Annotated in this window: 16 protein-coding genes and 2 pseudogenes; 12 read left to right on the top strand and 6 right to left on the bottom strand. The window is 62.1% G+C overall.

What is annotated here, in order from left to right:
- Positions 1 to 255: 255 nt before the first annotated feature.
- Entirely contained in the window at positions 256 to 708 is a 453-nt protein-coding gene (locus OKW40_RS27375) for a hypothetical protein (RefSeq protein ID WP_184046564.1), read from the bottom strand.
- 375 nt (positions 709 to 1,083) lie between these two features.
- Here OKW40_RS27375 and OKW40_RS27370 point away from each other — a divergent pair, with 375 nt between their 5' ends.
- The 3 genes and pseudogenes from OKW40_RS27370 to OKW40_RS27360 all read left to right on the top strand — a co-directional run bounded on the left by OKW40_RS27370 (position 1,084) and on the right by OKW40_RS27360 (position 3,795).
- Positions 1,084 to 1,509, top strand: a complete 426-nt coding sequence (locus OKW40_RS27370) for a phasin family protein (protein ID WP_184063446.1) — start codon at positions 1,084 to 1,086, stop codon at positions 1,507 to 1,509.
- A gap of 519 nt (positions 1,510 to 2,028) precedes the next feature.
- Complete coding sequence (locus tag OKW40_RS27365) at positions 2,029 to 2,478, top strand: DUF2844 domain-containing protein (protein WP_429493954.1); 450 nt, start codon at positions 2,029 to 2,031, stop codon at positions 2,476 to 2,478.
- A 32-nt stretch (positions 2,479 to 2,510) separates the two neighbouring features.
- A pseudogene (locus OKW40_RS27360) lies at positions 2,511 to 3,795 on the top strand (DUF3443 domain-containing protein).
- Positions 3,796 to 3,913: 118 nt separating this feature from the next.
- On the opposite strand, the gene OKW40_RS27355 reads toward OKW40_RS27360, so the two are convergent.
- Positions 3,914 to 5,014 carry a zinc-binding metallopeptidase family protein gene (locus tag OKW40_RS27355; RefSeq protein ID WP_429492633.1) on the bottom strand — a complete coding sequence of 367 codons (1,101 nt, stop codon included), beginning with the start codon at positions 5,012 to 5,014 and terminating at the stop codon, positions 3,914 to 3,916.
- A gap of 325 nt (positions 5,015 to 5,339) precedes the next feature.
- On the opposite strand from OKW40_RS27355, the gene OKW40_RS27350 reads away from it, so the two are divergent.
- The 7 genes from OKW40_RS27350 to OKW40_RS27320 all read left to right on the top strand — a co-directional run bounded on the left by OKW40_RS27350 (position 5,340) and on the right by OKW40_RS27320 (position 14,571).
- A complete protein-coding gene (locus OKW40_RS27350) occupies positions 5,340 to 8,825 on the top strand; it encodes a DUF2126 domain-containing protein (RefSeq protein ID WP_429492631.1) in 3,486 nt (1,161 codons plus the stop codon).
- A gap of 29 nt (positions 8,826 to 8,854) precedes the next feature.
- A complete protein-coding gene (locus tag OKW40_RS27345; RefSeq protein WP_429402739.1) occupies positions 8,855 to 11,485 on the top strand; it encodes a circularly permuted type 2 ATP-grasp protein in 2,631 nt (876 codons plus the stop codon).
- On the top strand, positions 11,482 to 12,372 hold the full coding sequence (locus OKW40_RS27340) for a transglutaminase family protein (protein ID WP_429492629.1): 891 nt from the start codon (positions 11,482 to 11,484) through the stop codon (positions 12,370 to 12,372). Before OKW40_RS27345 ends, OKW40_RS27340 begins: the two co-directional genes overlap by 4 nt.
- Positions 12,373 to 12,555: 183 nt before the next feature.
- Complete coding sequence (locus OKW40_RS27335; protein ID WP_184063464.1) at positions 12,556 to 12,795, top strand: hypothetical protein; 240 nt, start codon at positions 12,556 to 12,558, stop codon at positions 12,793 to 12,795.
- Between the two features lie 206 nt (positions 12,796 to 13,001).
- Positions 13,002 to 13,169, top strand: coding sequence for a hypothetical protein (locus tag OKW40_RS27330; RefSeq protein WP_429492628.1), 168 nt, complete (start codon positions 13,002 to 13,004; stop codon positions 13,167 to 13,169).
- 233 nt (positions 13,170 to 13,402) lie between these two features.
- Entirely contained in the window at positions 13,403 to 14,080 is a 678-nt protein-coding gene (locus OKW40_RS27325) for a M35 family metallo-endopeptidase (RefSeq protein ID WP_429353100.1), read from the top strand.
- A complete protein-coding gene (locus OKW40_RS27320) occupies positions 14,077 to 14,571 on the top strand; it encodes a hypothetical protein (RefSeq protein WP_429492626.1) in 495 nt (164 codons plus the stop codon). Before OKW40_RS27325 ends, OKW40_RS27320 begins: the two co-directional genes overlap by 4 nt.
- A 315-nt stretch (positions 14,572 to 14,886) precedes the next feature.
- On the opposite strand, the pseudogene OKW40_RS27315 reads toward OKW40_RS27320, so the two are convergent.
- The 4 genes and pseudogenes from OKW40_RS27315 to OKW40_RS27300 form a co-directional block, all read right to left on the bottom strand.
- Positions 14,887 to 15,504: pseudogene (locus tag OKW40_RS27315) on the bottom strand (DUF72 domain-containing protein); the annotation flags it as partial.
- 279 nt (positions 15,505 to 15,783) lie between these two features.
- On the bottom strand, positions 15,784 to 17,070 hold the full coding sequence (locus OKW40_RS27310; protein ID WP_429492624.1) for an anaerobic sulfatase maturase: 1,287 nt from the start codon (positions 17,068 to 17,070) through the stop codon (positions 15,784 to 15,786).
- A gap of 91 nt (positions 17,071 to 17,161) precedes the next feature.
- Entirely contained in the window at positions 17,162 to 18,265 is a 1,104-nt protein-coding gene (locus tag OKW40_RS27305; RefSeq protein WP_429492622.1) for an HAD family hydrolase, read from the bottom strand.
- A gap of 85 nt (positions 18,266 to 18,350) precedes the next feature.
- A complete protein-coding gene (locus OKW40_RS27300) occupies positions 18,351 to 20,036 on the bottom strand; it encodes an arylsulfatase (protein ID WP_429492620.1) in 1,686 nt (561 codons plus the stop codon).
- Between the two features lie 318 nt (positions 20,037 to 20,354).
- Between OKW40_RS27300 and OKW40_RS27295 the strand changes: the two genes are divergently transcribed.
- The gene (locus OKW40_RS27295) at positions 20,355 to 20,867 is read left to right on the top strand and encodes a hypothetical protein (protein WP_429492618.1); all 513 of its coding nucleotides are present in this window, start codon (positions 20,355 to 20,357) and stop codon (positions 20,865 to 20,867) included.
- A 91-nt stretch (positions 20,868 to 20,958) separates the two neighbouring features.
- Positions 20,959 to 21,726 (top strand): hypothetical protein, encoded by a 768-nt coding sequence (locus OKW40_RS27290; RefSeq protein ID WP_429492616.1) that lies wholly within the window; start codon positions 20,959 to 20,961, stop codon positions 21,724 to 21,726.
- Positions 21,727 to 21,795 lie beyond the last annotated feature (69 nt).

Below are 21,795 nucleotides of genomic sequence, written 5' to 3'. Positions count from 1 at the left end.
GGATAGCGCATTCCTTCACCCTGCCCTGACGTTGCGGAGCTCCTATCGTAATCACCTGACGGAAGATGAAAAGCATCAGTGAAGCGCCAATGTGGGACAGGCAACGTAGTCCCGGAAAGCCGCGCGGGGCGGGGCTGCGGGAGCGCACGGACGAGATGCGGCGATGCAGCGGTCGCTCGATCGCGCTCGCATGCTCCGGCGCAAAGAAAAAGCGCCGCGTGGCGCGGCGCTTTATTCGCAATTCGCGATGAAAATTTATTGCGGTTGTGCCGCTGGCTGACCCGGCGGCGTACCATGCGGGGCCTTGTTCGCCGCCACGAGATCTTCGGCGAGACTCGTGCGTAGCGTCGCGATCGCCTGCTCGGGATTGGCGGGCTTCAGCTGCTCGCGTGCGAGCGAGTCGTACACGTAGTGACGCAGCATCGGATCCTGGGTCTTGTTCAGCACGTCGTGGTAGACGGCGACGATCTCGCCTTCATGACCGTTTAGCGCATACAGACGGCGCAGTTGTTCGAGATCATTGATCACCGCGAAAGCTGGGCTCGGGTGACCCATCATCGGACCATGCCCCGGCGGCCCGTCGCCGCGTGGGCCGCCGTCGTGCATAGCGGCGGGCGGGGGCGGCGGCATGCCGTCGTCGGCGAGCGCGGCCGTCGCGATGATGCCAAGAACCGCGGCCACGGCCGCGCCGAAGAATGCGTTTCTCATGATGTCGCTCCCATCGAAAACAGCGCCGGCGCGACGATGGACCGGCTCCTCGCAACGATAGTCGACCCGCTGATTCGTCGGGTTACGAAAGCCATTCAGTAACTTTCCGAGCCTTTCGCGGCGCGCGGCCTAGCGGCGCGCGGTTCTGCGGCGCAGACCCCGAAGCGACGCACGTTGCCGTGAACCGGTTTTCGCCAGGGTGAGTCCGCTGGCGCAACCCAGCCGGATAGCGCATGATTGCTCCGATGTGCCGTGCGACCCCAAAAGCATCTTGCTGTGGCGGCACGCGCGGCACACGCAGCCGCCGGCATCGGCGTCGCGCCTGGTGCGGGCGACGCAGAGGCGATGAGTCTTCAACCGCAAGGAGGATTTCGCATGGACCGACCCGATGCAGCCAATCCGTTTGGCGATCTAACCAAAATGCTGGAGCAGTTCAAGCTCCCCGGCTTCGACGTGCCCGCCATCATGGAAGCGCGCCGAAAGGACATGGAAGCGCTGGTTCAGGCGAACCAGACAGCATTCCAGGGGATGCAGTCGCTCGCGCAGAAACAGGCCGACATGCTGCGCACCACGCTGGGCGAGCTACAGGCGCTGACTGCGCAGCTCACGGCGGCCGGCACAGCGCCGTCGAGCAAAACCGCGGAGCTGATCCAGCAGAGCCTGCACAAATCGCTCGCCGACATGCAACAGCTCGCACAAGCCGCGTATCAGACCCAGGCGGAGTCGTATGGGGTGATCGCGAAACGCGTCGAGGAGAACGTGCAGGAGTTGAAGTCGCTTCTTCAGCAACAGAAGAAGTAGCGCACGCCGCGAGTTCCGGACGATCTATGACGCGGAGGGCCGCCAGGCCCTCCGCTTTTTTTGCCCGTCGGGATTTGCGTTGCAAGCCTCATGTAGCCAGAGGAATGCGGACTCCGCCCGCTCGTTATTCGGCAGACGCTTACATCGATGAACAAGCGCTGTTCACGTTCGCAACTTTTACGCGTGGCGGCCGCAATTTCCGCAGTCGGTCAGTTCTAAATGTCAGACGGAAACCGAATAAGCGTCAAAGCATTGTCGCCAAAAGGCTTTTGCCCACGCTGATCAAACCCGGTCGATCGATTCAACAACTCCGAACAGTTTCAATCGCGCCGCAAACGATGGCGCGCGCCATTCCCCTGACTAAAGTTTCGCCTCGCCTTTCCGTAGACGCATTCACGCAGCCCAACCGGCGTGAAGGCAACCGGCTTTGCCGGTCAGGTGTGCGCCCCTAGTCTCGCGTTTGTGATCGGCTACATGCAGGTCGCGGCGTTTCACCTCGAAGGAAATCTCTTGAAACCGATGCTTCTCACCCGCATTGCCTGCGCAATGCTCGGGGCAAGCTGCGCGTTGCCGTTCGGCGCGCACGCGACGCTCGGCCAGAACGCCAGCACCGTCGACGGCGATCGGACGCGCCTGCATGCGGTTGCTCGCGCGGCCAGCGCACAGGGCGCGTATTCGGTGCATGCGCTGACGCTGCCGTCCGGCACCCAGGTGCGCGAATACGTGGCGGCCAACGGCATCGTGTTCGGCGTCGCGTGGGATGGCCCGACGCTGCCCGATCTGAAGGCGACGCTCGGCGCGTCCTTCGATGCCTACGTGGCCGCCAGCGCGGCGCGGCGCGGCGCGCCGCTCGCGGTCTCGAACAGTGACCTCGTGGTGTTCTCGAGCGGCCATCTGCGCGCGTTCACCGGCTACGCCTATCTGCCGCAGGCGGTGCCCGCGGGCGTCGACGTCAGCGTTATTCAATAACGGAGCGAATCATGCGATCCAGGTCTTCGTGGATGACTCTGCTGGGCGCGGCGCCCCTCGTGGTTCTGGTGCTGGTGTTGAGCGCGTGCGGCGGCGGCGGGGGCGGCAGCGCGAGCACCACGGCCAATTCGAGCACCTCCAGCAACTCGAACGGTTCGGGCAGCTCGACCAGCTCGTCGGGCTCGACCGTGACCAACACGTCGCCGTCGCCGCAGGTGCTGGCCGCCAACGCGGTGCGCGTGACGGTCGATTCGGGCCTCAGCAACGTGCCGAACATGCCGTTCGTCAGCATCACGATCTGCGCGCCCGGCACCAGCAACTGCCAGACGATCGATCACGTGCTCGTCGACACCGGCTCGTGGGGCGTGCGCGTGTTCGCGTCGCAATTGCCCGCGTCGATGAGCCTGCCGCAGCAGCAGGACGGCTCGGGCAACCTGGTTGCCGAATGCATGCAGTTCTTCGACGGCTACACGTGGGGCGCGGTGAAGCTCGCCGATGTGCAGATCGCCGGCGAGAAAGCCGCTGCGCTGCCGATCCAGGTGATCGATCCGGGCTACGCGTCGCTGCCGGGCGATTGCGCGGCCGTCGGCGCGGCGCGCAACACGCCGGCCGCCTTGCAGGCGAACGGCATTCTCGGCATCGGCGTGTTCAAGCACGACTGCGGCGCGAACTGCGTGCAGCAGGCGATCCCCGCGACCTACTATGGTTGCGGCGGCACCAGCTGCACGTCGATACCGCTCGCGCAGACGTACCAGGTCGCCAATCCGGTGCCGTACTTCGCGACCGACAACAACGGCTCGATGCTCAGTCTGCCGACCGTGCCGGGCGGCGCGCCATCGGTGTCGGGGCAACTCGTGTTCGGCATCGGCACGCAGAGCAACAATGCGCTCGGCGGGGCGCAGGTGGTCGGTGTGAGCCCGTCGAACGGCACGTTCACGACGGTGCAGAACGGCACCACGTATACGCGCAGCATTATGGACAGCGGCTCGACGGGACTCTTCTTCCAGACCACCCTTGATGCCGGCCTGCGCGAGCCCAAACAGCGCTTATTACTGCCCGAGCTCGACGCAGCAGTTGAGCGCGATGATCGAAGGTGTGAATGGCACGACGAGCGCGGTGACGTTCAACGTCGGCAATGCGATGTCGATCGCGCAGACTGATAGCGGCGACTCGGCATTGCCGCTGCTCGCGGGCCCGGCATTCGTCACGTCGACGGTGTTCGACTGGGGGCTGCCGTTCTTCTACGGTCGCAATGTCTATGCGGCGATCGAGCAGCAGTCGACGCCGGGTGGGACGGGGCCTTATGTGGCGTACTGAAGTGGCGTACTGAAGTGGCGTATTGAAGTGGCGAGCCGAGCGCGTGTAGCCCGTTGCTCGCGGCTCGATGATGCGCGTCATATGCGCCCGCTGCCGGCTGGGCCGGCGGCGGGCTTTTTTATGCGCTGGTTGGTTCGCGGATGCCCCGCTTGTCGCGCTTGTCACCCGCTGCCGCGATCACGCGATGCACAAAGCGCAGCTTGTCGACCACCGGCGCGGCGAGCGTGAACGGATAGCCGTCGGGCATGCCGAGACTGCGATTCAGACTGTTCAGCGCATACGTGAGCGGAAACCAGCGCTTCATCAGATTGCCGAAGCTCGCGTCCTCGACCGGCGTGCGGTCGGTCAGCGTCGGCTCGCTCGGATCGTCGGGCAGCAGCGCGAGGCCGTAAGACGTCGACGTGTCGAGCACGTCGACGATCAGCAGATAGTGCGCCCATGTCTCCGCCCAGTCTTCCCACGGATGCATCGTCGCGTAAGCGCTGATGTACGACGCCTGCCAGTCGGCCGGCGCGCCGTCGCGATAGTAGGCGTCCAGCGCTTCGCCGTAGTCGGCCTGCTCGTCGCCGAACAGCTTGCGAAACGGTTCGAGCCAGCGCGGCTCGGTTTCGATCAGGTGGCGGAAAAAGTAGTGGCCCGTCTCGTGGCGGAAGTGGCCGAGCAGCGTGCGGTACGGCTCGCCCATCGCGGCGCGCACTTTCTCGCGATGCGCGTCGTCGGCCTCGGCGATGTTCAGCGTGATCAGCCCGTTGTCGTGACCGGTCATCACGGGCTTGCCGGCGCCGCCGTCGGCGAGAAATTCGAAGGCGAGACCGCGCTCGGGGTCCGCGTCGCGCGATCGCACGTCGAGGCCAAGCTCGCCCAGCGTGTACAGCAGACGCCGCTTCGCGACTTCGAGCCGGTACCAGTAGAGCCGGTTTTCCGGTTCGCTCAGGTTCGGAATCGTGCTGGTCAACTGGCAGGCGTGGCACAGCGTGTCGGGCGAATCGGTTGGGATCATCCAGTTGCAGACGTTTTCGACCGCGTAGTTGTGGCATTGTCGGAACAGCGCGCCATTCGCCTCGGGATGCAGGCTGCGCCAGCGGCCGTCGCCGGCGTCCCCGAACGCGCTGATTTCCCGCAGTTCAGGCAGATAGCCGAGCAGCGACTCGCAGCGCTCGCAGCGGACGTTCTCGTAGAACACGAGGTGCGCGCAGCGATTGCAGTGGAAAGTTTTCATCGGGCGGGCCTCGTGATCGGTGCTATGTCGTTTGCGATGATGAGCCATGGTAAGCGCCATCATCAACGCGATAGCGGACGAAAGCCGGTCGCAATCTTCATGCCGCGATTGCCAGACGTCACCGCTTTAACGCACAGTACGGTCATGATCGTGCATCGGCGCTGCGCCGCTTTGGTGCACGGTCCGAGGCGAGCCCGCGGCAGCGCGCGAGGTACGCAACGCAAACGCAGTTCAGACAACACCAAACGATTCATACGGGTTTGTCCAGCAACGGCATAGAGCTTGCTTTTTTGGCGGGCTGCCCCCCTTCGTCGAGGAGTCCGGAGTGTCCATACGCGTCGCGTTGCATCACGTTACTCATTACCGCTACGACAGGCTGGTCACGCTGTCACCCCAGGTCGTGCGGCTGCGGCCCGCGCCGCATTGTCGTACGCCGATCCTGTCGTACTCGATGCGCGTCGAACCCGCGAGGCACTTCATCAACTGGCAGCAGGACGCGTTCGCCAACTATCAGGCGCGGCTCGTGTTTCCCGAGCAGACCCGTGAGTTCAAGGTGAGCGTCGATCTGGTCGCCGAAATGGCCGTCTACAACCCGTTCGACTTCTTTCTCGAACCGTCGGCCGAGCAATTTCCATTCGACTACGCGCCGGAGCTGGCGGCCGAACTCGCGCCCTACCGCGTGAAGCGGCCGATGACGCCGCGCTTCGCCGAGTTCGTCGCGAGCATCGAGCGCACGCCGGCCGGCACCGCGAACTTCCTGGTGGCGCTGAACCAGCGGCTGCAACGCGAGATCCGCTACCTGATCCGGATGGAGCCGGGCGTGCAGACGCCGGAGGAAACCTTGACCAATGCGGCGGGCTCGTGCCGCGATTCGGGCTGGCTGCTCGTCGAGACGCTGCGGCAGCTCGGCTTCGCGGCGCGCTTCGTGTCGGGCTATCTGCTGCAGCTCGCGCCCGACGTCAGATCGATCGACGGCCCGAGCGGCACCGAGGTCGACTTCACCGACCTGCACGCGTGGTGCGAGGTCTACCTGCCAGGGGCGGGCTGGATCGGGCTCGATCCGACCTCGGGGTTGTTCGCGGGGGAAGGGCACATACCGGTCGCGTGCACGCCGGAGCCGGGCAGCGCGGCGCCGATCTCGGGCGCGGTCGACGAAAGCGAGGTCGAGTTCGGACACACGATGTCGATCGAACGCGTGCTCGAGTCGCCGCGCGTCACGAAGCCGTATAGCGAAGCCGCGTGGCACGACGTGCTGAAGATGGGCGCGCGGGTCGACTACGAACTCGCCGACATGGACGTGCGACTGACGATGGGCGGCGAGCCGACCTTCGTATCGGTGCGCGATCGCGACGCCGCCGAATGGAACACCGACGCGCTTGGACCCACCAAGCGCGGCTACGCGGTCGCGCTGGTGGACCGGCTGCGCGACCGCTACGGCGCGAACGGCTTCCTGCATATCGGCCAGGGCAAGTGGTATCCGGGCGAGCAACTGCCGCGCTGGGCGATGTCGCTGTACTGGCGCGCCGACGGCGAGCCGTGCTGGCACAACCCGGCCCTGTTCGCCGACGAACGCGAGCCGGGCCGCTACACGGCCGCCGACGCGCAACGCTTCATCGCGCATCTGGCCGCGAAGCTGTCGCTCGACCCCGACTGCATCCAGCCCGGCTACGAAGACACCTGGTACTACCTGTGGCGCGAGCGCCGCCTGCCGGTGAACGTCGATCCGTTCGACGCGCGGCTCGACGACGAGCTCGAACGCGTGCGACTGCGGCGCGTGTTCGACGCGGGGCTCGCGAGTCCGTCAGGCTATGTGCTGCCGCTCGGCCGCGAGCGCGGCGCGCCGGGCATCACGCCGACGTGGATCACGGGCCGCTGGTTCTTCCGCGACGACCGCATGTATCTGATTCCCGGCGATTCGCCGATGGGCTACCGGCTGCCGCTCGAATCGCTGCCGTGGGTCTCGAAGACCGACTATCCGTATCAGCACGCGCACGATCCGTTCGCACCGCCGCAGCCGCTGCGCACGGCCGCGCAGTTGCGCGTGCAGTACGAAGGCGGGCGCGAGGGCCGGCAGATCGCCGAGGAACAGACCAGCGCGCGGCAGGCGGCCGCGCTGTCGCTGCCGGCGGCCGATCTGCTGAGCGGCATGCCGTACGGCGGCGTGCTCGCGTATGCGTCGCAGCGCCATGACGAATCGCTGCCCGCGCTTGGCGAATCGTCGAAGGACACGCTGCGTACCGCGGTGTGCGTCGAGGCGCGCGACCCGAAACGCGCGGCCGGCCCGGAAGCCGAAGCCGATTCGTTCGGCAGCGGCCGTACGCTGCTGCACGTATTCATGCCGCCGCTGACCGATCTCGACGACTATCTCGACCTGCTCGCCGCAGTCGAAGCGACGGCCGCGGAGCTGAAGATGCAGATCGTGCTCGAAGGCTATCCGCCGCCGCGCGATCCGCGTCTGAAAGTGCTGCAGGTGACACCGGACCCCGGCGTGATCGAAGTCAACATTCATCCGGCCGCGAACTGGGACGAGCTCGTCGATCACACCGAGTACCTTTATCAGTCGGCCGCGCACAGCTATCTGAGCAGCGAGAAGTTCATGCTCGACGGGCGCCACACTGGCACCGGCGGCGGCAATCACTTCGTGCTCGGCGGCGCTACGCCGGCCGACAGCCCGTTCCTGCGCCGGCCCGATCTGCTCGCGAGCCTGATCGCGTACTGGCACAACCATCCGTCGCTGTCGTATCTGTTCTCGGGGCTGTTCATCGGACCGACGAGCCAGGCACCGCGCGTCGACGAAGCGCGCAACGATCAGGTCTACGAACTCGAGATCGCGTTCTCCGAACTGCAACGCCAGGTCGATTTGCTCGGCGGCCGCGACAGCGGCAACCTGCCGCCGTGGATGATCGACCGCGCGCTGCGCAACATCCTGATCGACGTGACCGGCAACACGCACCGCGCCGAGTTCTGCATCGACAAGCTGTATTCGCCCGACGGCCCGACCGGCCGCCTCGGCCTGCTGGAGCTGCGCGGCTTCGAGATGCCGCCGCACGCGCGCATGAGTCTCGTGCAGCAACTGCTGCTGCGCGCACTGGTCGCGCGATTCTGGCGCATGCCGTACACGCAGCGGCTCACCCGCTGGGGCACCGAGTTGCACGATCGCTTCCTGCTCGGCACCTTCGTGAAGATGGATTTCGACGACGTGCTCGCCGAGCTCGGCGAAGCCGGCTTCGCCTTCGATAGCGCGTGGTTCGCGCCGCACTTCGAATTCCGCTTCCCGCTCGTCGGCGAGATGACGCTGAGCGGCATCGACCTGACGATCCGCAATGCGCTCGAACCGTGGCACGTGATGGGCGAGGAGGGCGCCAGCGGCGGCACGGTGCGCTATGTCGATTCGTCGGTCGAGCGGCTCGAGGTGCGCGCGCTCGGGTTGAACGGCGATCGTCACGTGCTGAGCGTCAACGGCGTGCCGGTGCCTTTGCAGCCGACCGGCCGCGTCAGCGAGTACGTGGCCGGCGTGCGTTTTCGCGCGTGGTCGCAGCCCTCGGCGCTGCATCCGACGATCGGCGTACACGCGCCGCTCACGTTCGACCTCGTCGACACATGGAGCGGCCGCTCGCTCGGCGGATGCCAGTATCATGTCGCTCATCCGGGCGGGCGCACCTATCAGACCTTCCCGGTCAACGCCTATGAGGCGGAAAGCCGGCGACGCTCGCGTTTCTTCGCGTCGGGTCATACGCCGGGGCCGCTCGCCGTGGGCACGCCGCAGCGCAGCCTCGAGTTTCCGTTCACACTCGATCTGCGCCACAGTTGAAAAACACGCATCACTGACATCACACGACCTTGGCCTTTCAATCGACTTTGCCCTTCGAGGCGTCCGCGCTGCCGGCGGACGCTTCGTCCCTGTTGCGATTGCTGCCGGGTCATGACGGACATTGGGACGAGCTGCGTGACGAGTCGGGCGCGCTGCGCGAGCCGTGGCGGCAGTTCTTCGCACTGCTCGACGAAGACGGCGTGGCGCGGCTCGCGGACCATCACGCGTCGATCGCGCAGCAGATCCGCGACAACGACATCAGCTACAACGTCTACGCGGACAACGGCAAGTCACGGCCATGGGCGCTCGACCTCCTGCCGTTCCTGATCAGCGAGGCCGAGTGGGCGCATCTCGAGCGCGGCGTCGCGCAGCGCGCGCATCTGCTCAACGCGATTGTTGCCGACATCTACGGACCGCGGACGCTGCTCGAAGATGGCCGACTGCCGCCCGCGCTGGTGTTCGGCCATCCGGGCTATCTGCGTTCGGTGAAGGGCTTCACGCCGCCCGGCGGTCAGTATCTGCAGGTCGTCGCGCTCGATCTCGCGCGTACGCCGGGCGGCGAGTGGAGCGTGATCGCGCATCGCACCGAGGCGCCGTCCGGTCTCGGCTACGCGCTCGAAAACCGCCTGATCGTGTCGACGCTCCTCGCGGAGCCGTTCCGCTCGCTGCGCGTGAGCCGGCTCGCGCCGCTCTATTCGCAACTGATCGCGACGCTCGTGCAGGCCGCGCAAGCGACGATGCGCAACGAGGAAAGCGCCGACGCGTCACCGCATATCGCGCTGCTCACGCCCGGGCCGTACAGCGAAACCTATTTCGAGCATGTGTTTCTGGCGCGCTATCTCGGCGTCACGCTGGTCGAAGGCAAGGATCTGACCGTGCGCGGCGACCGGCTCTATCTGAAGACCCTGGCCGGCCTCGAACGCGTGCACGTCGTGCTGCGCCGGCTCGACGACGCATTCTGCGACCCGATCGAACTGCGCGCCGATTCGACGATCGGCGTGCCGGGGCTGTTGCAGGTGATGCGCGCGGGCAATGTGATCGTGTCGAACGTGCCGGGCTCGGGGTTCGCCGAGTCGCCGGCGTTGCACGGTTTCATGCCGGGTATCGCCGAAGCGTTGCTCGGCGAAGAGCTGCTGCTGCCCGGCGTGCCGACGTGGTGGTGCGGCGAACGGGCCGCGCGCGAGCATGCGTTCGCGCATCTCGACGACGCGTTCATCGTGCCGACCTGGCCGCTCGCGGGACGCGACACGCCGCCTGGCATCGAAGGGGGCAGGCAGCCGCTCGCGACATGGCGCGAGCGCATCGACGCGTTGCCCGACGCGTTCACGATCCAGCAGGAGCAGCGCTTTTCCTGCACGCCGCGCTTCGAGGAGGGCACGATCGGCGGAAGGCCGTCGGTGCTGCGCGTCTATGCGATCGCCGACGTCAACGGCGGCTGGCACGTGATGCCGGGCGGTTTCACGCGCATGGCCGCGGAGCGTCAGACCACGGTATCGATGCAGCACGGCGGCAGCAGCGTCGATACCTGGGTGCTGTCGAGCCAGCCAAGCTCGACGTTCACGCTGCTGCCTTCGCCGATGCAGCCCGCCGATCTCACGCGCAAGCATCGTACGGTATCGAGCCGTGCCGCGGAGAACCTGTTCTGGGCGGGCCGCTACGGCGAGCGGGCGGAAAACAACGTGCGCCTGCTGCGGCTGATTCTCGGCTCGCTCGAAGGCAACGACGCCGATTCGATGTTCGCGACGCTGGTCGAACTCGCGACATGGTGCGGCCTCGTGCAGCCTGGCGACCTGGCGTCGCCGCACGGGCTGCCGTCGCCGCAGACGTTCGAGCGCGCGCTCGTCGCGAATCTCAGCGAGAGCGCGGGCAGCGTCAGCATCAGCCAGAACCTCAATTGCCAGGCGCGCGCGAACGGCGAGGTGCGCGGGCGTTTGTCGAATGATCATTGGCGCATGATCCTCGCGGCGCGCAACGACTTTCAGGACGCGTTGCAGGTGTTGTCGCCAGCCGTGGGCGCGGGCAACGGCGGCGCGGGTGCCACGAGCAGCGGCAATGCGTTCGATCGCTACGACCGCGTGACGCTCGCAAATGCGCTCGAGCATCTGTCGGTGCAGCTCTCGGCGATCAGCGGCGCGCAAGGCGACCGCATGACGCGTGATGAGGCGTGGCGGCTGCTGTTCGTCGGACGTCATATCGAGCGCGTCGCGACGATGGCCGCGTTCATGCGCGGCGTCGCCGTGAACGGCCAGCTCGCGACGCCGGCCGGCTTCGATCTGCTGCTGCAAATGTTCGACAGCACGCTCACGTATCGCTCGCTGTATCCGGGACGTTTCGAAGTACCGGCGCTGCTCGATCTGCTCGTGATCGAACCGCATAATCCGCGCGGCATTTATGGCGTGTACGAGCGCCTGCGCAACAAACTCGACGAGATCGCCATCGCGGCGGGCAGCGTGCGGCATCGGCCGTTCGCGGAGTTGCTGCCGCCCGTCGAATCGCTGCCGACGCTCGAATCGCTGTGCGAGGTCGACGAACAGGGCTCGTATGGCAAGCTGATTGCGCTGTGCGATCAGATCGGCAGCTTCGCCAATGCGGCCGCGCATGAGATCAGCGCGCGCTATTTCAGTCACGCGACCACGGTTGCCTCGCAGGTGTGGGCATGAAGAACGCGTCGACGGTGCTGTCTGTTTCGCATCGCACTGTTTACCATTACTCGACGTATGTCGAAACCGCGCAGCATCTGGCGACGATCCGGCCGCTCGCGTGTCCGTGGCAGCGTGTGATCTCACGCAGCGAGCGGATCGAGCCGCAGCCGTCGTATCAGCATAGCCGCATCGACGCATTCGGCAACGACGTGCTGTACTTCGCGCTCGATACACCGCACGAGCGCCTGCAACTCGTCAGCGAAACCACGGTCGCGCTGACGCCGCGCTGGACCAGCCTCGACGCCGAGGCCACCCCGCCCTGGGAGACGGTGGCCGAGGCGCTGCGGTTTCGCGTGGGCGGCGCGTTCCGTGCCGAGGCGGAGTACTGCTTCGCTTCGCCGAATATTGCGCTGCGGCCGTCGCTGCGCGCGTATGCGTTGCCGAGCTTCACGCCAGGCCGGCCGCTCGTCGCGGGCGCGATCGATCTGATGCATCGGATTCACGAGGACTTCGCGTACAAGCCGTCGGCGACGCTGTTCGACACGCCGGCCGAACGCGCGTTTGAGCTGAAGAGCGGCGTGTGTCAGGATTTCGCGCAAGTGATGATCGGCTGTCTGCGCTCGCTTGGCTTGCCCGCCCGCTACGTCAGCGGCTATCTGCGCAACGATCCGCCGCCGGGACACCCGCGCCTGATTGGCGCGGATGCTTCGCACGCTTGGGTATCGGTGCATTGTCCGGCCAGCGGCTGGATCGATCTCGATCCGACCAATGACGTGCTCGCCGATCTGGATCATGTGACGCTCGCGATCGGGCGCGATTACAGCGACGTGTCACTGCTTCGCGGGACGATTCTCGGCGGCGGCGCGCATCGGATGGAAGTCGGGGTGACGGTGCTGGAGTTGTGATTGCGGGCGCGGTTCGGGGCCGGTATTGGACCGAGGTCGGCCAACTATTCGCCCCGCAACTCATTGCCGAGCAGAACGCGAATAAAGCCGAATCGCGTTGACTGTCTGTGGCCCGGAACGCTGATCGACCAGCTACGATTATTGGCCTTCTCGCGCAATTCAGGCTCCGCTAGAAGTCCTGCTGTGACTGTCGAGGAAAGACACGAACGCCGCAACCTGCTGGAGTTCATGATCCAGATCGGCGAGAACTACCACGCGACCAATCGCACCGATCAGGAACTGTTCACCGTGCTTGCGCTCGACGCCAAGCGGCTTCCTAACCGCCAACTGACACCGGCGGACGCGGCAGCGCTTCTCGCTGACCCTGCGCAGGGCGCGAACGGGAAACTGGCGGCTATGGACGCTTCATGGGCAAAGCACTGACCGGCGTCGGTCACTTACGGTAAAAGCGGCTCAATGCCACTTTTTTTGTTGGACGGTGATATTGGAAAACTGCACCTGAAAATGAGATGGCCAGAGCAATTGTGAATATCTGTCAAAACCGGATTATCTCGAATTAAAGTCATTGACGGTGACCCGTTTAAATGGTTTATTCGATAGATGTTTTTCTGGAAAACAGAAGAGCTCTAGTGGGAAAACTGAAACAGGATGGTGCCGTGGGCAAGGAAGAATGCCTGCTTTGCCGTATCACCTATTTAGTCTACTTAAACTTCACGCCAATACCGTCTGCAATGGGTCTGAATGTCGAATCCGGCGAATTTTTCCCGCAGGATAGGCTTCAGTTGTATTCGATCTGAACCATAACGCGGAGGGTAACTGATGGTGCTCTGTCGCAATCGACCTGCAGGCCCGTTCGATGAACGGTTCACGATCAGGGATTACAACGGCAACCCTGTACCAGATGTGCGATACCGGATTCTCGCCGAAGGCAAAGAAATCTGTAGCGGCAAGACAAACGCAGCCGGGCAGACTTCTCGCGTTACAACGCAGGGTTTCAAGTTTCTTACGATTGAAGTGGAGCGTTAGCAAAGTGAACGACAACACCGAATGGGTAACACTCGATGACACTGCTTTTACAAACACGACTCCTGGTTCAAATAGGGACGTCACGATCAACACGACCTCTATCTGCCCGAACATGACCAACAAGGAGTTTCGCAGACAGGCTATGCGGGCACGCGATATCGGCGTCGAGTTAATCAAAAAACGCATTGAGGGCCTTGCACGTTGGGACACGAAAGAGCAGGACCGGCTGACGAACTTCTTTGCAAGTGCGGACGTACATGCAAAGAGGGTACTTAGCGAAGGGCTTCCGAGATTGCTTGCAGCGATGCAGCAACTTGAGCCAGAAAGGATTGTGCGATGGGACAGTGAAACAAACAGGCACCTGTCGTGTGCGGTCACGCCGGATTCGGGCGTCAATCACGCCGCAGTCTGCAAACCAGATTCGGAAAAACGGGTTATCGCTATTTACTCGAAGTTTTGTGAAAGTCCATTTGCCCAGTTGTGGGGAATATGCAAGGTCAAGACGATAATCCACGAATGTACGCACTTCACAGACACTTTTAATTCGCAAGACCACATGTATCTCGACAGCGAAGCGGGGGCGATGATCTTCGCGAGAAATAAGCCTCATCAGGCGATTGGCAACGCGGACAGCATCGCTGGCTACATAGCGACATTCGATGGAGTAAATATCGCACCATGAGTAGACAACCGATTTTGCGCGGTGGCCTTCTCGCGGCATTGCTTGCCGTGTGGTTTTGCTTGGGACGCCCGGTTATTGCTTGTACTATCGGAGAGGTAGCGGCTATTGAGTTGCCATTCAACACGGTTGAACTTTCAAAGGAAAATCGGCGCGCAATCGCAGAGGCGGTGGAAGAGGCAAAGAAGTGGCCTGACGTGCAGATTCAGGCGATTGTGATGGCCGGTGCATATATTGGCGAGCACGATCTTGACGTTTTGCAGGAGCGCCGCGGGGCAAACGTGCAAGCGTATTTGAGGAAGCTCGGTATCAGAAGTGAGAATATCTATATCGTGCCGAAAACTCTTACGGATGGGTTCGTGGTGAAGCGGGCTGACGGTGAACTAGCTGTCCGCCAGATCGAAGTTGAGTTGCATCCGATCTGTAAAGGTAGCTGCGCATGGATGTGCAACGATCCAAGAGTGACCCCACGCACCAAGGTTATCAACCCGTAAGCACACGAATAGGGCCCGGCCTCGGCGGGGCCTTTTCATTCCAGCGTGAAACAGAATCACAGATCGCGCGCCGAGGCATGCAGCGGCCGGGCACCACCACGACCGAGCATAGGCGATATCACCGATGAACTCGATGCCGGTCAGCACGAAGCCGTTAGGACCCATCCAGCTCAGTTCAACATCGTGCAGCGGCGGCAGCGGTTGCGCATCTGCCGAGCCGGATTGCTGGAAGCTCGCCACCTTGCTGGTGCGCTTGTATTGCGCGGGCTGTTCGTGATTGATGGTTACGTCGCCGATCACCGGCTCGGCAGCTTCGATATCGCGATAGCAGTTGTTGAACAGGACGTGTGTGCGCGCCGTGCGCCCCGCAATGTCCTCAATCGGTGGCGCGAGTTCGCGAAGCTCGTCGTCGCTATCGTCATGGTTGAACCGTTCCGCCGCCGACTCGGCGCCGCTCCATGTCGACGCGTCGCGGCCATGCAGCCGTACGATCGCGAGTTCGGGCGACGTCGCTTCCCAAACTGAGTGCGCGCGCTTCGTCATGCCTTCCGGCGCATCCAGAATCACGTGAACGATCCCGCGTTCACGCTCCATCGCAAGCGTTGACTCGCGGTGCTTCTCGCTGAACCAGCTCTCGTGCCGAAATTCGAACGCGGTCACAAACGGGTGCATGCGCTCGGCGCAGTGCTCGACGTGCCTCATCGCTTTCGGTACTGCGGTTATCCAGTGCGGAAACTGGAATAGCACCGCGCCGAGTTTGCCCCCCACGTGCAGTGGCTGCAGGGCCGCAAAGAAGCGCGCCCACAGTTCCTCGATAACTGGCGGCGGTACATCCTTGTAATAGAGATTCTTCTTGCCGGTGTTCGGCAATTCGGCCTGCAGATCCTTCGGGAAAAACATGGGCTTGGTCTGGTGGCCGGTGGAAAGCCGGAATTCGCAATCGATTCCCCTTCCCGAACACGCACGACTATGCATCCGTCGGCGTATCGGTCGCAGTACGTGTAACAGTCCCGCAGGGTTCGCACACAGAAATCGCACGTCCCATCACGATGATTCAGGGTCGCGCGACGCCGCATATTCCTATGTTGAGACCTTATCGATCGCGTCACTGTGGACTTGCGCGCACCGCCATCTCTCGTCGACACCCTTTGGGATAAGGGCTCTACGTGATCAAAGGCTCGCCCTTGCTGCTCAAGTGCAGACGTGCGACGATCACGCGGATTGTTTCGCCAACTGCCTGAGGGCCGGGCCCGCATGGTCGAAAAACCGGCGAATCCCTGAACAGAGATAGTTCAAGCCAGGTTCACCGTCCGGGCTCCGCACAAAGCGATTCTTCGGACACTCGCCCCAGCACAGATTCAGATACTTGCACTGTCGACAAAACGCAGGGAGAGCATTTCGTTTTGCATAGCCGAAGTTCTGCTGGTCCGCTGAAAAAGCCATCTCACCCAGGTGTCTCTCGCGGATGTTCCCCAGCGAGTAGGCAGGGTAGACGTAGTGGTCGCATGAGTAGACTTCACCGTCGTGCTCGATCGCCAGTGCCTTACCGCAAAACTGGGCGGTCACGCAGGTTTGCGCGGGCTTGCCCAAGGTCTGTACGACGGCCGTCTCGAACAGGTTCACCAGAACACGGCCCGCATCCTTTCTATACCACTCGTCGAAGGTTCGCGAAAGGAAGTAGCCCCAATCGTCGGGATCGACTGACCACTCGGTCACGACAGAGTCTGGTTGCCCCGGCTTTGCCGCTGCGCTTCCCAGCATCGGCATCGACTCTGCTGGCCAATGCTGTGGTGCGACGCTATGGAAATTGTTCGGTTCGACACAGGGAATAAACTGGATGTAGGTCGAATCGATTTCGTTACGTAAAAACCGGTAGACATCCACGGGCCGCTTCGCATTAAGGCGGTTGACGACGGTGAGCGTATTGAATCTTAGCCCATGCTTTTTTAGCAGACCGATCCCATGCATCACATTATCGAAAGTCGGCTGTCCTTTCCGGTCCAATCGGAAAGCATCGTGCAATTCACGCGGCCCGTCGATACTCACGCCGACCAGGAAGTTATTCTCCTTGAGGAACTCGCACCATTCGTCGTTGAGCAAGGTCGCGTTGGTCTGAAGGTCATTCGAGATCCGGCGGTTCGCGGGGGTATGCCGCTTCTGAATCTCCACGATGTCGTGAAAGAACGCAATGCCGAGCATGGTCGGCTCACCGCCCTGCCATGAAAATATGATCTCGTCGCCGTTCTGCGCTTCGATGTACTGCCGGATATAGCGCTCCAGCATGGACGGTTCCATTCGACGACCACGATGCTGGTTAAGCAGGTGCTCCTTGTGCAGGTAGTAGCAATACGTGCAATCGATATTGCAGGTCGAGCCAATGGGCTTGGCCATCGCATGAAAGCGTCCTTTCTGCTCGGGTACGGCCGGCTCCGCTTCAGACAATCGCGCCGGGTAGAAGATCACTGGCTGTTCAGCTTTCGCGTCATGGCTGTTCTGCATGGGTTGGCTCCTGAGATCAACTTCGGGCAGTGCGTGCGTATCGTGGCCGCAGGCAGTCAGCGGTAAATACAGCGTGAATCGGTAAGGTCGGTCATTGCGGCGATCGCTGTCCTCGAAGCGGGGCGTACACCGTCTTCCAATCCCGCTTCATACTGACAACAACCCAGCCGCGCGCAACGGCCTCGTCCCACGCCTTGTCGAGCCGTGCCATTGAAGATTGGCGGTCGTAGGCGAACTCGCGCTCGGGGTCGTCATGATGCACCAGCAGTGCAAGCGTTTCGCCGGGCCCGCTCGCTGTGTATTCGAGCATTTCCCGATCGCCATCGGAATTGCCGACCGCGAGGATCGGACGCTTGCCAATCGCGCGAAAAATGCCGACAGGTTTACCCGGTCCGTCGTCGACAAAATCAAAGCCTGGTTGACGTATCAGCACGGGTTTGCCGTCATGGACTTCATACTTCAGCTTCTCTTCGGTGCCTACCACCTGTTCAGGCGGCACGCCGTACGCTTCGGTCACCCACACGCGCATGAACTCCGCCGTACCGCCCGAAACGATCCAGATCTTAAAGCCGTTCGTCCGCAGTAAATCGAGCAGTTCGAGTTGCGGCCCATAGACGAGTTCGGTATAGGAACGGTTCAGCGTCGGGTGTTTCGCACTGGCCAGCCATGTACGGATGGACTGGTCGTATTCGTCAGTCGTCATGCCGCTATTTGCCACACCGATAATCTTCAGGAGCGCCTTCCGGTTCTGCGCGAGCGCAGCCGTGTCGTGCACGACAAGTGCCTTGAATGCTGGATTGTTTTTCCACTCGGGGTGTCGTGGCGCGGCGGCCTTCACCTGCTCGATCATGAACGACAACTGGAAAGGCATAGGCTGCTCGCTCCAGAGCGTGCCGTCGTTATCAAAGACCGCGATTCGTGCTTCGGGTGCCACGTAGGTCGCCGAACCTTTGCGCGTCACGTCGGCGATGAACTTCAAAATGGTATCCCGAGCACCGCCGTCCTGCCACGAAGGCAATGCTTTCGTCGATAACTCTCTTGAAAGCGCCTGCTGCTGTGTGTCCGCCGTCGCAGAATCCGCCGACGGCGCTTCATGGATAACACACGCGCTCATCGCCGAGCATGCGCAGATGATCAGTCCGGTCAGGTGACGCGACACGGGCCGTGACCACGTGCGATGTTCGACGAAACGCATTGTTATCCTCAGCCCGCTGAAAAATCAGCTCGCATTGCCGCCCCCGGACGATCGGGCGCTCCGATTGTCCGGCACGCTAAGCCGATCAGTTTCCGGTTGGCAGCGGGATGTTGAAGCCATTCTCTTTCAGTTCGTCCCGAATGTATTTAAACCGTTCGTACTGTGTGAGAGTGATCGGCCCGGAATACCCTTCGCTTTGCAGCTTGCGCGGTGGATACTTGACGTAGGTCTGCATCAGACCCTTGACCGCGGCATTGAAGGTAGGAAGTGTCCAGGTGTGCTCCGTATAGTTGTTCATGAAGATGTCGTAACGCTCCTGAGGGTCCTGATACAGATCGAATACTTGCGGAACGGTCGCGACGTAACTCTCCGGTCCCTTCCAGCCGAGATTGGTGTCCACCGCCAGCCCGCCGGTATCCTTGCCTTCGTCGCCGCGCAGGTTGAACACCGCCTTGAACTGTCCGACCCGCACGGCGCCCGGCGTCAGCTCATTCTCGGTAAAGTAGAACCACGCATTACGCTTGCTCTTGCCTGTGCCAAACAGCACGGGCGACATGTCGTAGCTGTCGAAGACGATCGGTTTGCCTTCACGATCATTTTTGGGCAAATCGACGCCCGCCAATGCCGCAAAGGTCGCCATGCAGTCGAGACCACCCAGGATGTCGAAGTTTCTCGTGTGCGGCTTGATCTTGCCGGGCCACCACGCGATAGCAGGAACGCGCGCTCCACCTTCGCGGTCGGTTCCCTTGGTGCCGCGAAAGGGGGTGTAGCCCGCATCTGGATAAACGTCCTGCCAGGCGCCGTTGTCCGTCGTGAAGAATACGAGCGTATTTTTGTCTAGTCCTTTCTCGCGAAGCTTGTCCATGATGTGACCGACACGCGCGTCCAGTTCAACCAGCGAGTCGGCGTATTTGGACTTCGACAAAGACTTGCCGATGTAGTCGGGATCGGGCATGTTCGGCTGGTGGACTTTCATAAAGTTCACGTTGATGAAGAACGGCTGTCCGCGCTGTGCCGCATCGTCGATATCGTCGAGCGCCGCTTTCTCGATGTAGCGATCGACAAACGGAATGCCGACGATATGCTTGTCAGGCTCATTCTGATACTGGCCATTCAGCTTGAAGTCCTCGTGAGGCTTTTCACCCGCCTTGCCGGAGAGCATGCCCGTTGTCACCTTGATGAACAGGTCGCGGGTCTGCTGATCCATCTCAGGAAACCATTTCGGGTCGGAATATGTGTACGCATTCAGGTGATACAGGCCTACGTACTTCATGTCGTCGTAGCCCTGTGCATTCGGAAGGGCGTAGTCCGCTTCGCCGAGGTGCCATTTACCCGTGAAATACGTGCTGTAGTGCGCGAGTTTCAGCACGGAAGCCAGCGTCCATTCCGCATGAGGCAGGCCGCCGCCTTGCCCCTGGAACGCTACGGTCGTCATGCCACTACGATTCGGGTTGCGGCCAGTCTGAAGGGCCGCCCGGCCTGGCGTGCAACTCGGCTGGCCATAGAAGTCGAAAAATGTCATGCCCTCATCAGCCAGTCTATCGAGGTTGGGAGTCGGGATACCGCGCCCCTCACCGCCGCCGTAGGCACCAAGATCACCCCACCCCACGTCGTCGCCTACAATCAGCACGATGTTAGGCCGCGTGGGCTGCTGCGAATCCGTTTGTGCCTGGCCGCTTATCGCAACGCTCAACAACGCGGCGGCCAACAAAGCGAAAGGCGCGCGTTTGACCGGCCTGGCTGGCGCCACGAAGCATGTTTCAGGTTTCATCATGTATCCCGGGTATCAATTGACAGGTATCGACATTCCCTCTGCGCGATAGCATGTTCGACACTGCGCATTTTTTGCCTGGAAGGCAGTGCGGTGCTATAGGTACTTGGGGCAAGCCGATTGCCCCTTCGGGCAATACGAGATTCGTGCCTTTTCTTTCATATAGATGGCCACTACATTGATCTGTGCAGCTGCCGGGCGATACGTCATCGGCGTCCCCGGCCGGGACGGTAACTGACATTCACCTGTTATGACGACGCTCGTCCGCCGCTGGCGGGCTTCCCATCGATAGCCGCCTGTGGAAGAGAGGATCGGATCGTGAGCACGCTGCCCGGCAAAATCAAGCACGAAATCATGAAGGCGATGCCGCCGACTCTGTTCTTCTTTTTTATTCTCCATGTTGTGTCGCTGATTCGCAGCCTGATGGTAAAAGGCACCGGCTTGTCGATTCCCACGACGACGTCCGTGCTGATCGCCTCGCTCATACTCGGGAAATCGGTTCTCGTCGCCGATATGCTGCCGTTTATCAACCGTTTCCCCGATAAGCCGCTAATCTGGAATGTGTCGTGGAAGACCTTGATTTATGCGATCGTCGCGCTCATCGTCCACTATCTGGAACGACTATATGAGTACTGGAAGGAAGCCCCGAACCTGGTAGTCGCCAATCGTGCGCTGATGGCCGATATAAGCTGGGCGCGTTTCTGGGCAATCCAGATTCTGCTTGTGACACTGATTCTTATGTACTGCGCGATCGGCGAACTGGCGCGAGTGATCGGCCACCACGGGCTCAAGACCATTTTCTTTGGCCCCCTCCCTGCACCTCCTGAATAGCTGGACGCTACTGAGTGATGCCTAATAAAGTACCGCAATCTCGCATCGTGGCTGCGACGCGCCGGGCGAGTGGATTCACCGGGAGCAATGCATGCAGCAACTCATCAGACATCCCCTCATTCTGCTGGTCGCTTCCTTCGCACTGATGGCGCTGGCCGCCCAGTTCGGAAACTCGGTCCTACGTAGGAGAATTACGCTCGACGAAGACTCGCTCGACGACTTCAGGATTGTGCAGTCCGCCACGCTGACGCTGCTAGCGCTGGTCATCGGTTTCAGTCTGTCCATGGCGGTAGGCCGCTACGACCAGCGAAAGAATTACGAAGAGGAGGAAGCCAACGCCATCGGGACGGAATTTATCCGCGCGGATCTTTTGCCGCAGAGTGCAGCCGCCGCAATCCGCGCGGACCTCGCCCAGTATCTCGACCTGCGAATCGAGTACTACCAGACTCGCGACGCGCAGCGCGTCGCGCAGATCGATGCAGCCACTGCGGATCTGCAACGCCGGTTGTGGTCTTCGGCCAGAAGCGGCGCTGTTACGCAGCCCAGCCCGGTGGTTGCCCTCGCGGTGGCGGGCATGAACGACGTGATCAACACGCAAGGTTACACACAGGCGGCATGGCTCAACCGGATTCCCGTGGCCGCCTGGATCATGATGCTGCTGATTGGCGTGTTCGCCAATGTGCTGGTGGGTTACGGAGTGAAGAATTCGACCGGCAAAAACCGCTTCTTGCTGATCATGCCGCTGACCGTGTCGCTCTCGTTCATGCTGATTGCGGACATCGATAGCCCTCGCAACGGCATCATCCGTGTGATCCCGCAAAACCTGATTAGCAGCGCGCAATCTTTGCACAAGCCGTGATGACGTCGGCCACTTCGTCGGACTATATAGCCTATCGCGCGAATGCTGCACTGCGATGTCAACAGCGTA

Source organism: Paraburkholderia sp. RAU6.4a, assembly GCF_050435625.1.
GTDB classification, from domain to species: domain Bacteria; phylum Pseudomonadota; class Gammaproteobacteria; order Burkholderiales; family Burkholderiaceae; genus Paraburkholderia; species Paraburkholderia tuberum.
The sequence above is the reverse complement of the archived record's forward strand: the minus strand, read 5'-3'. Positions and strand labels throughout refer to the sequence as shown.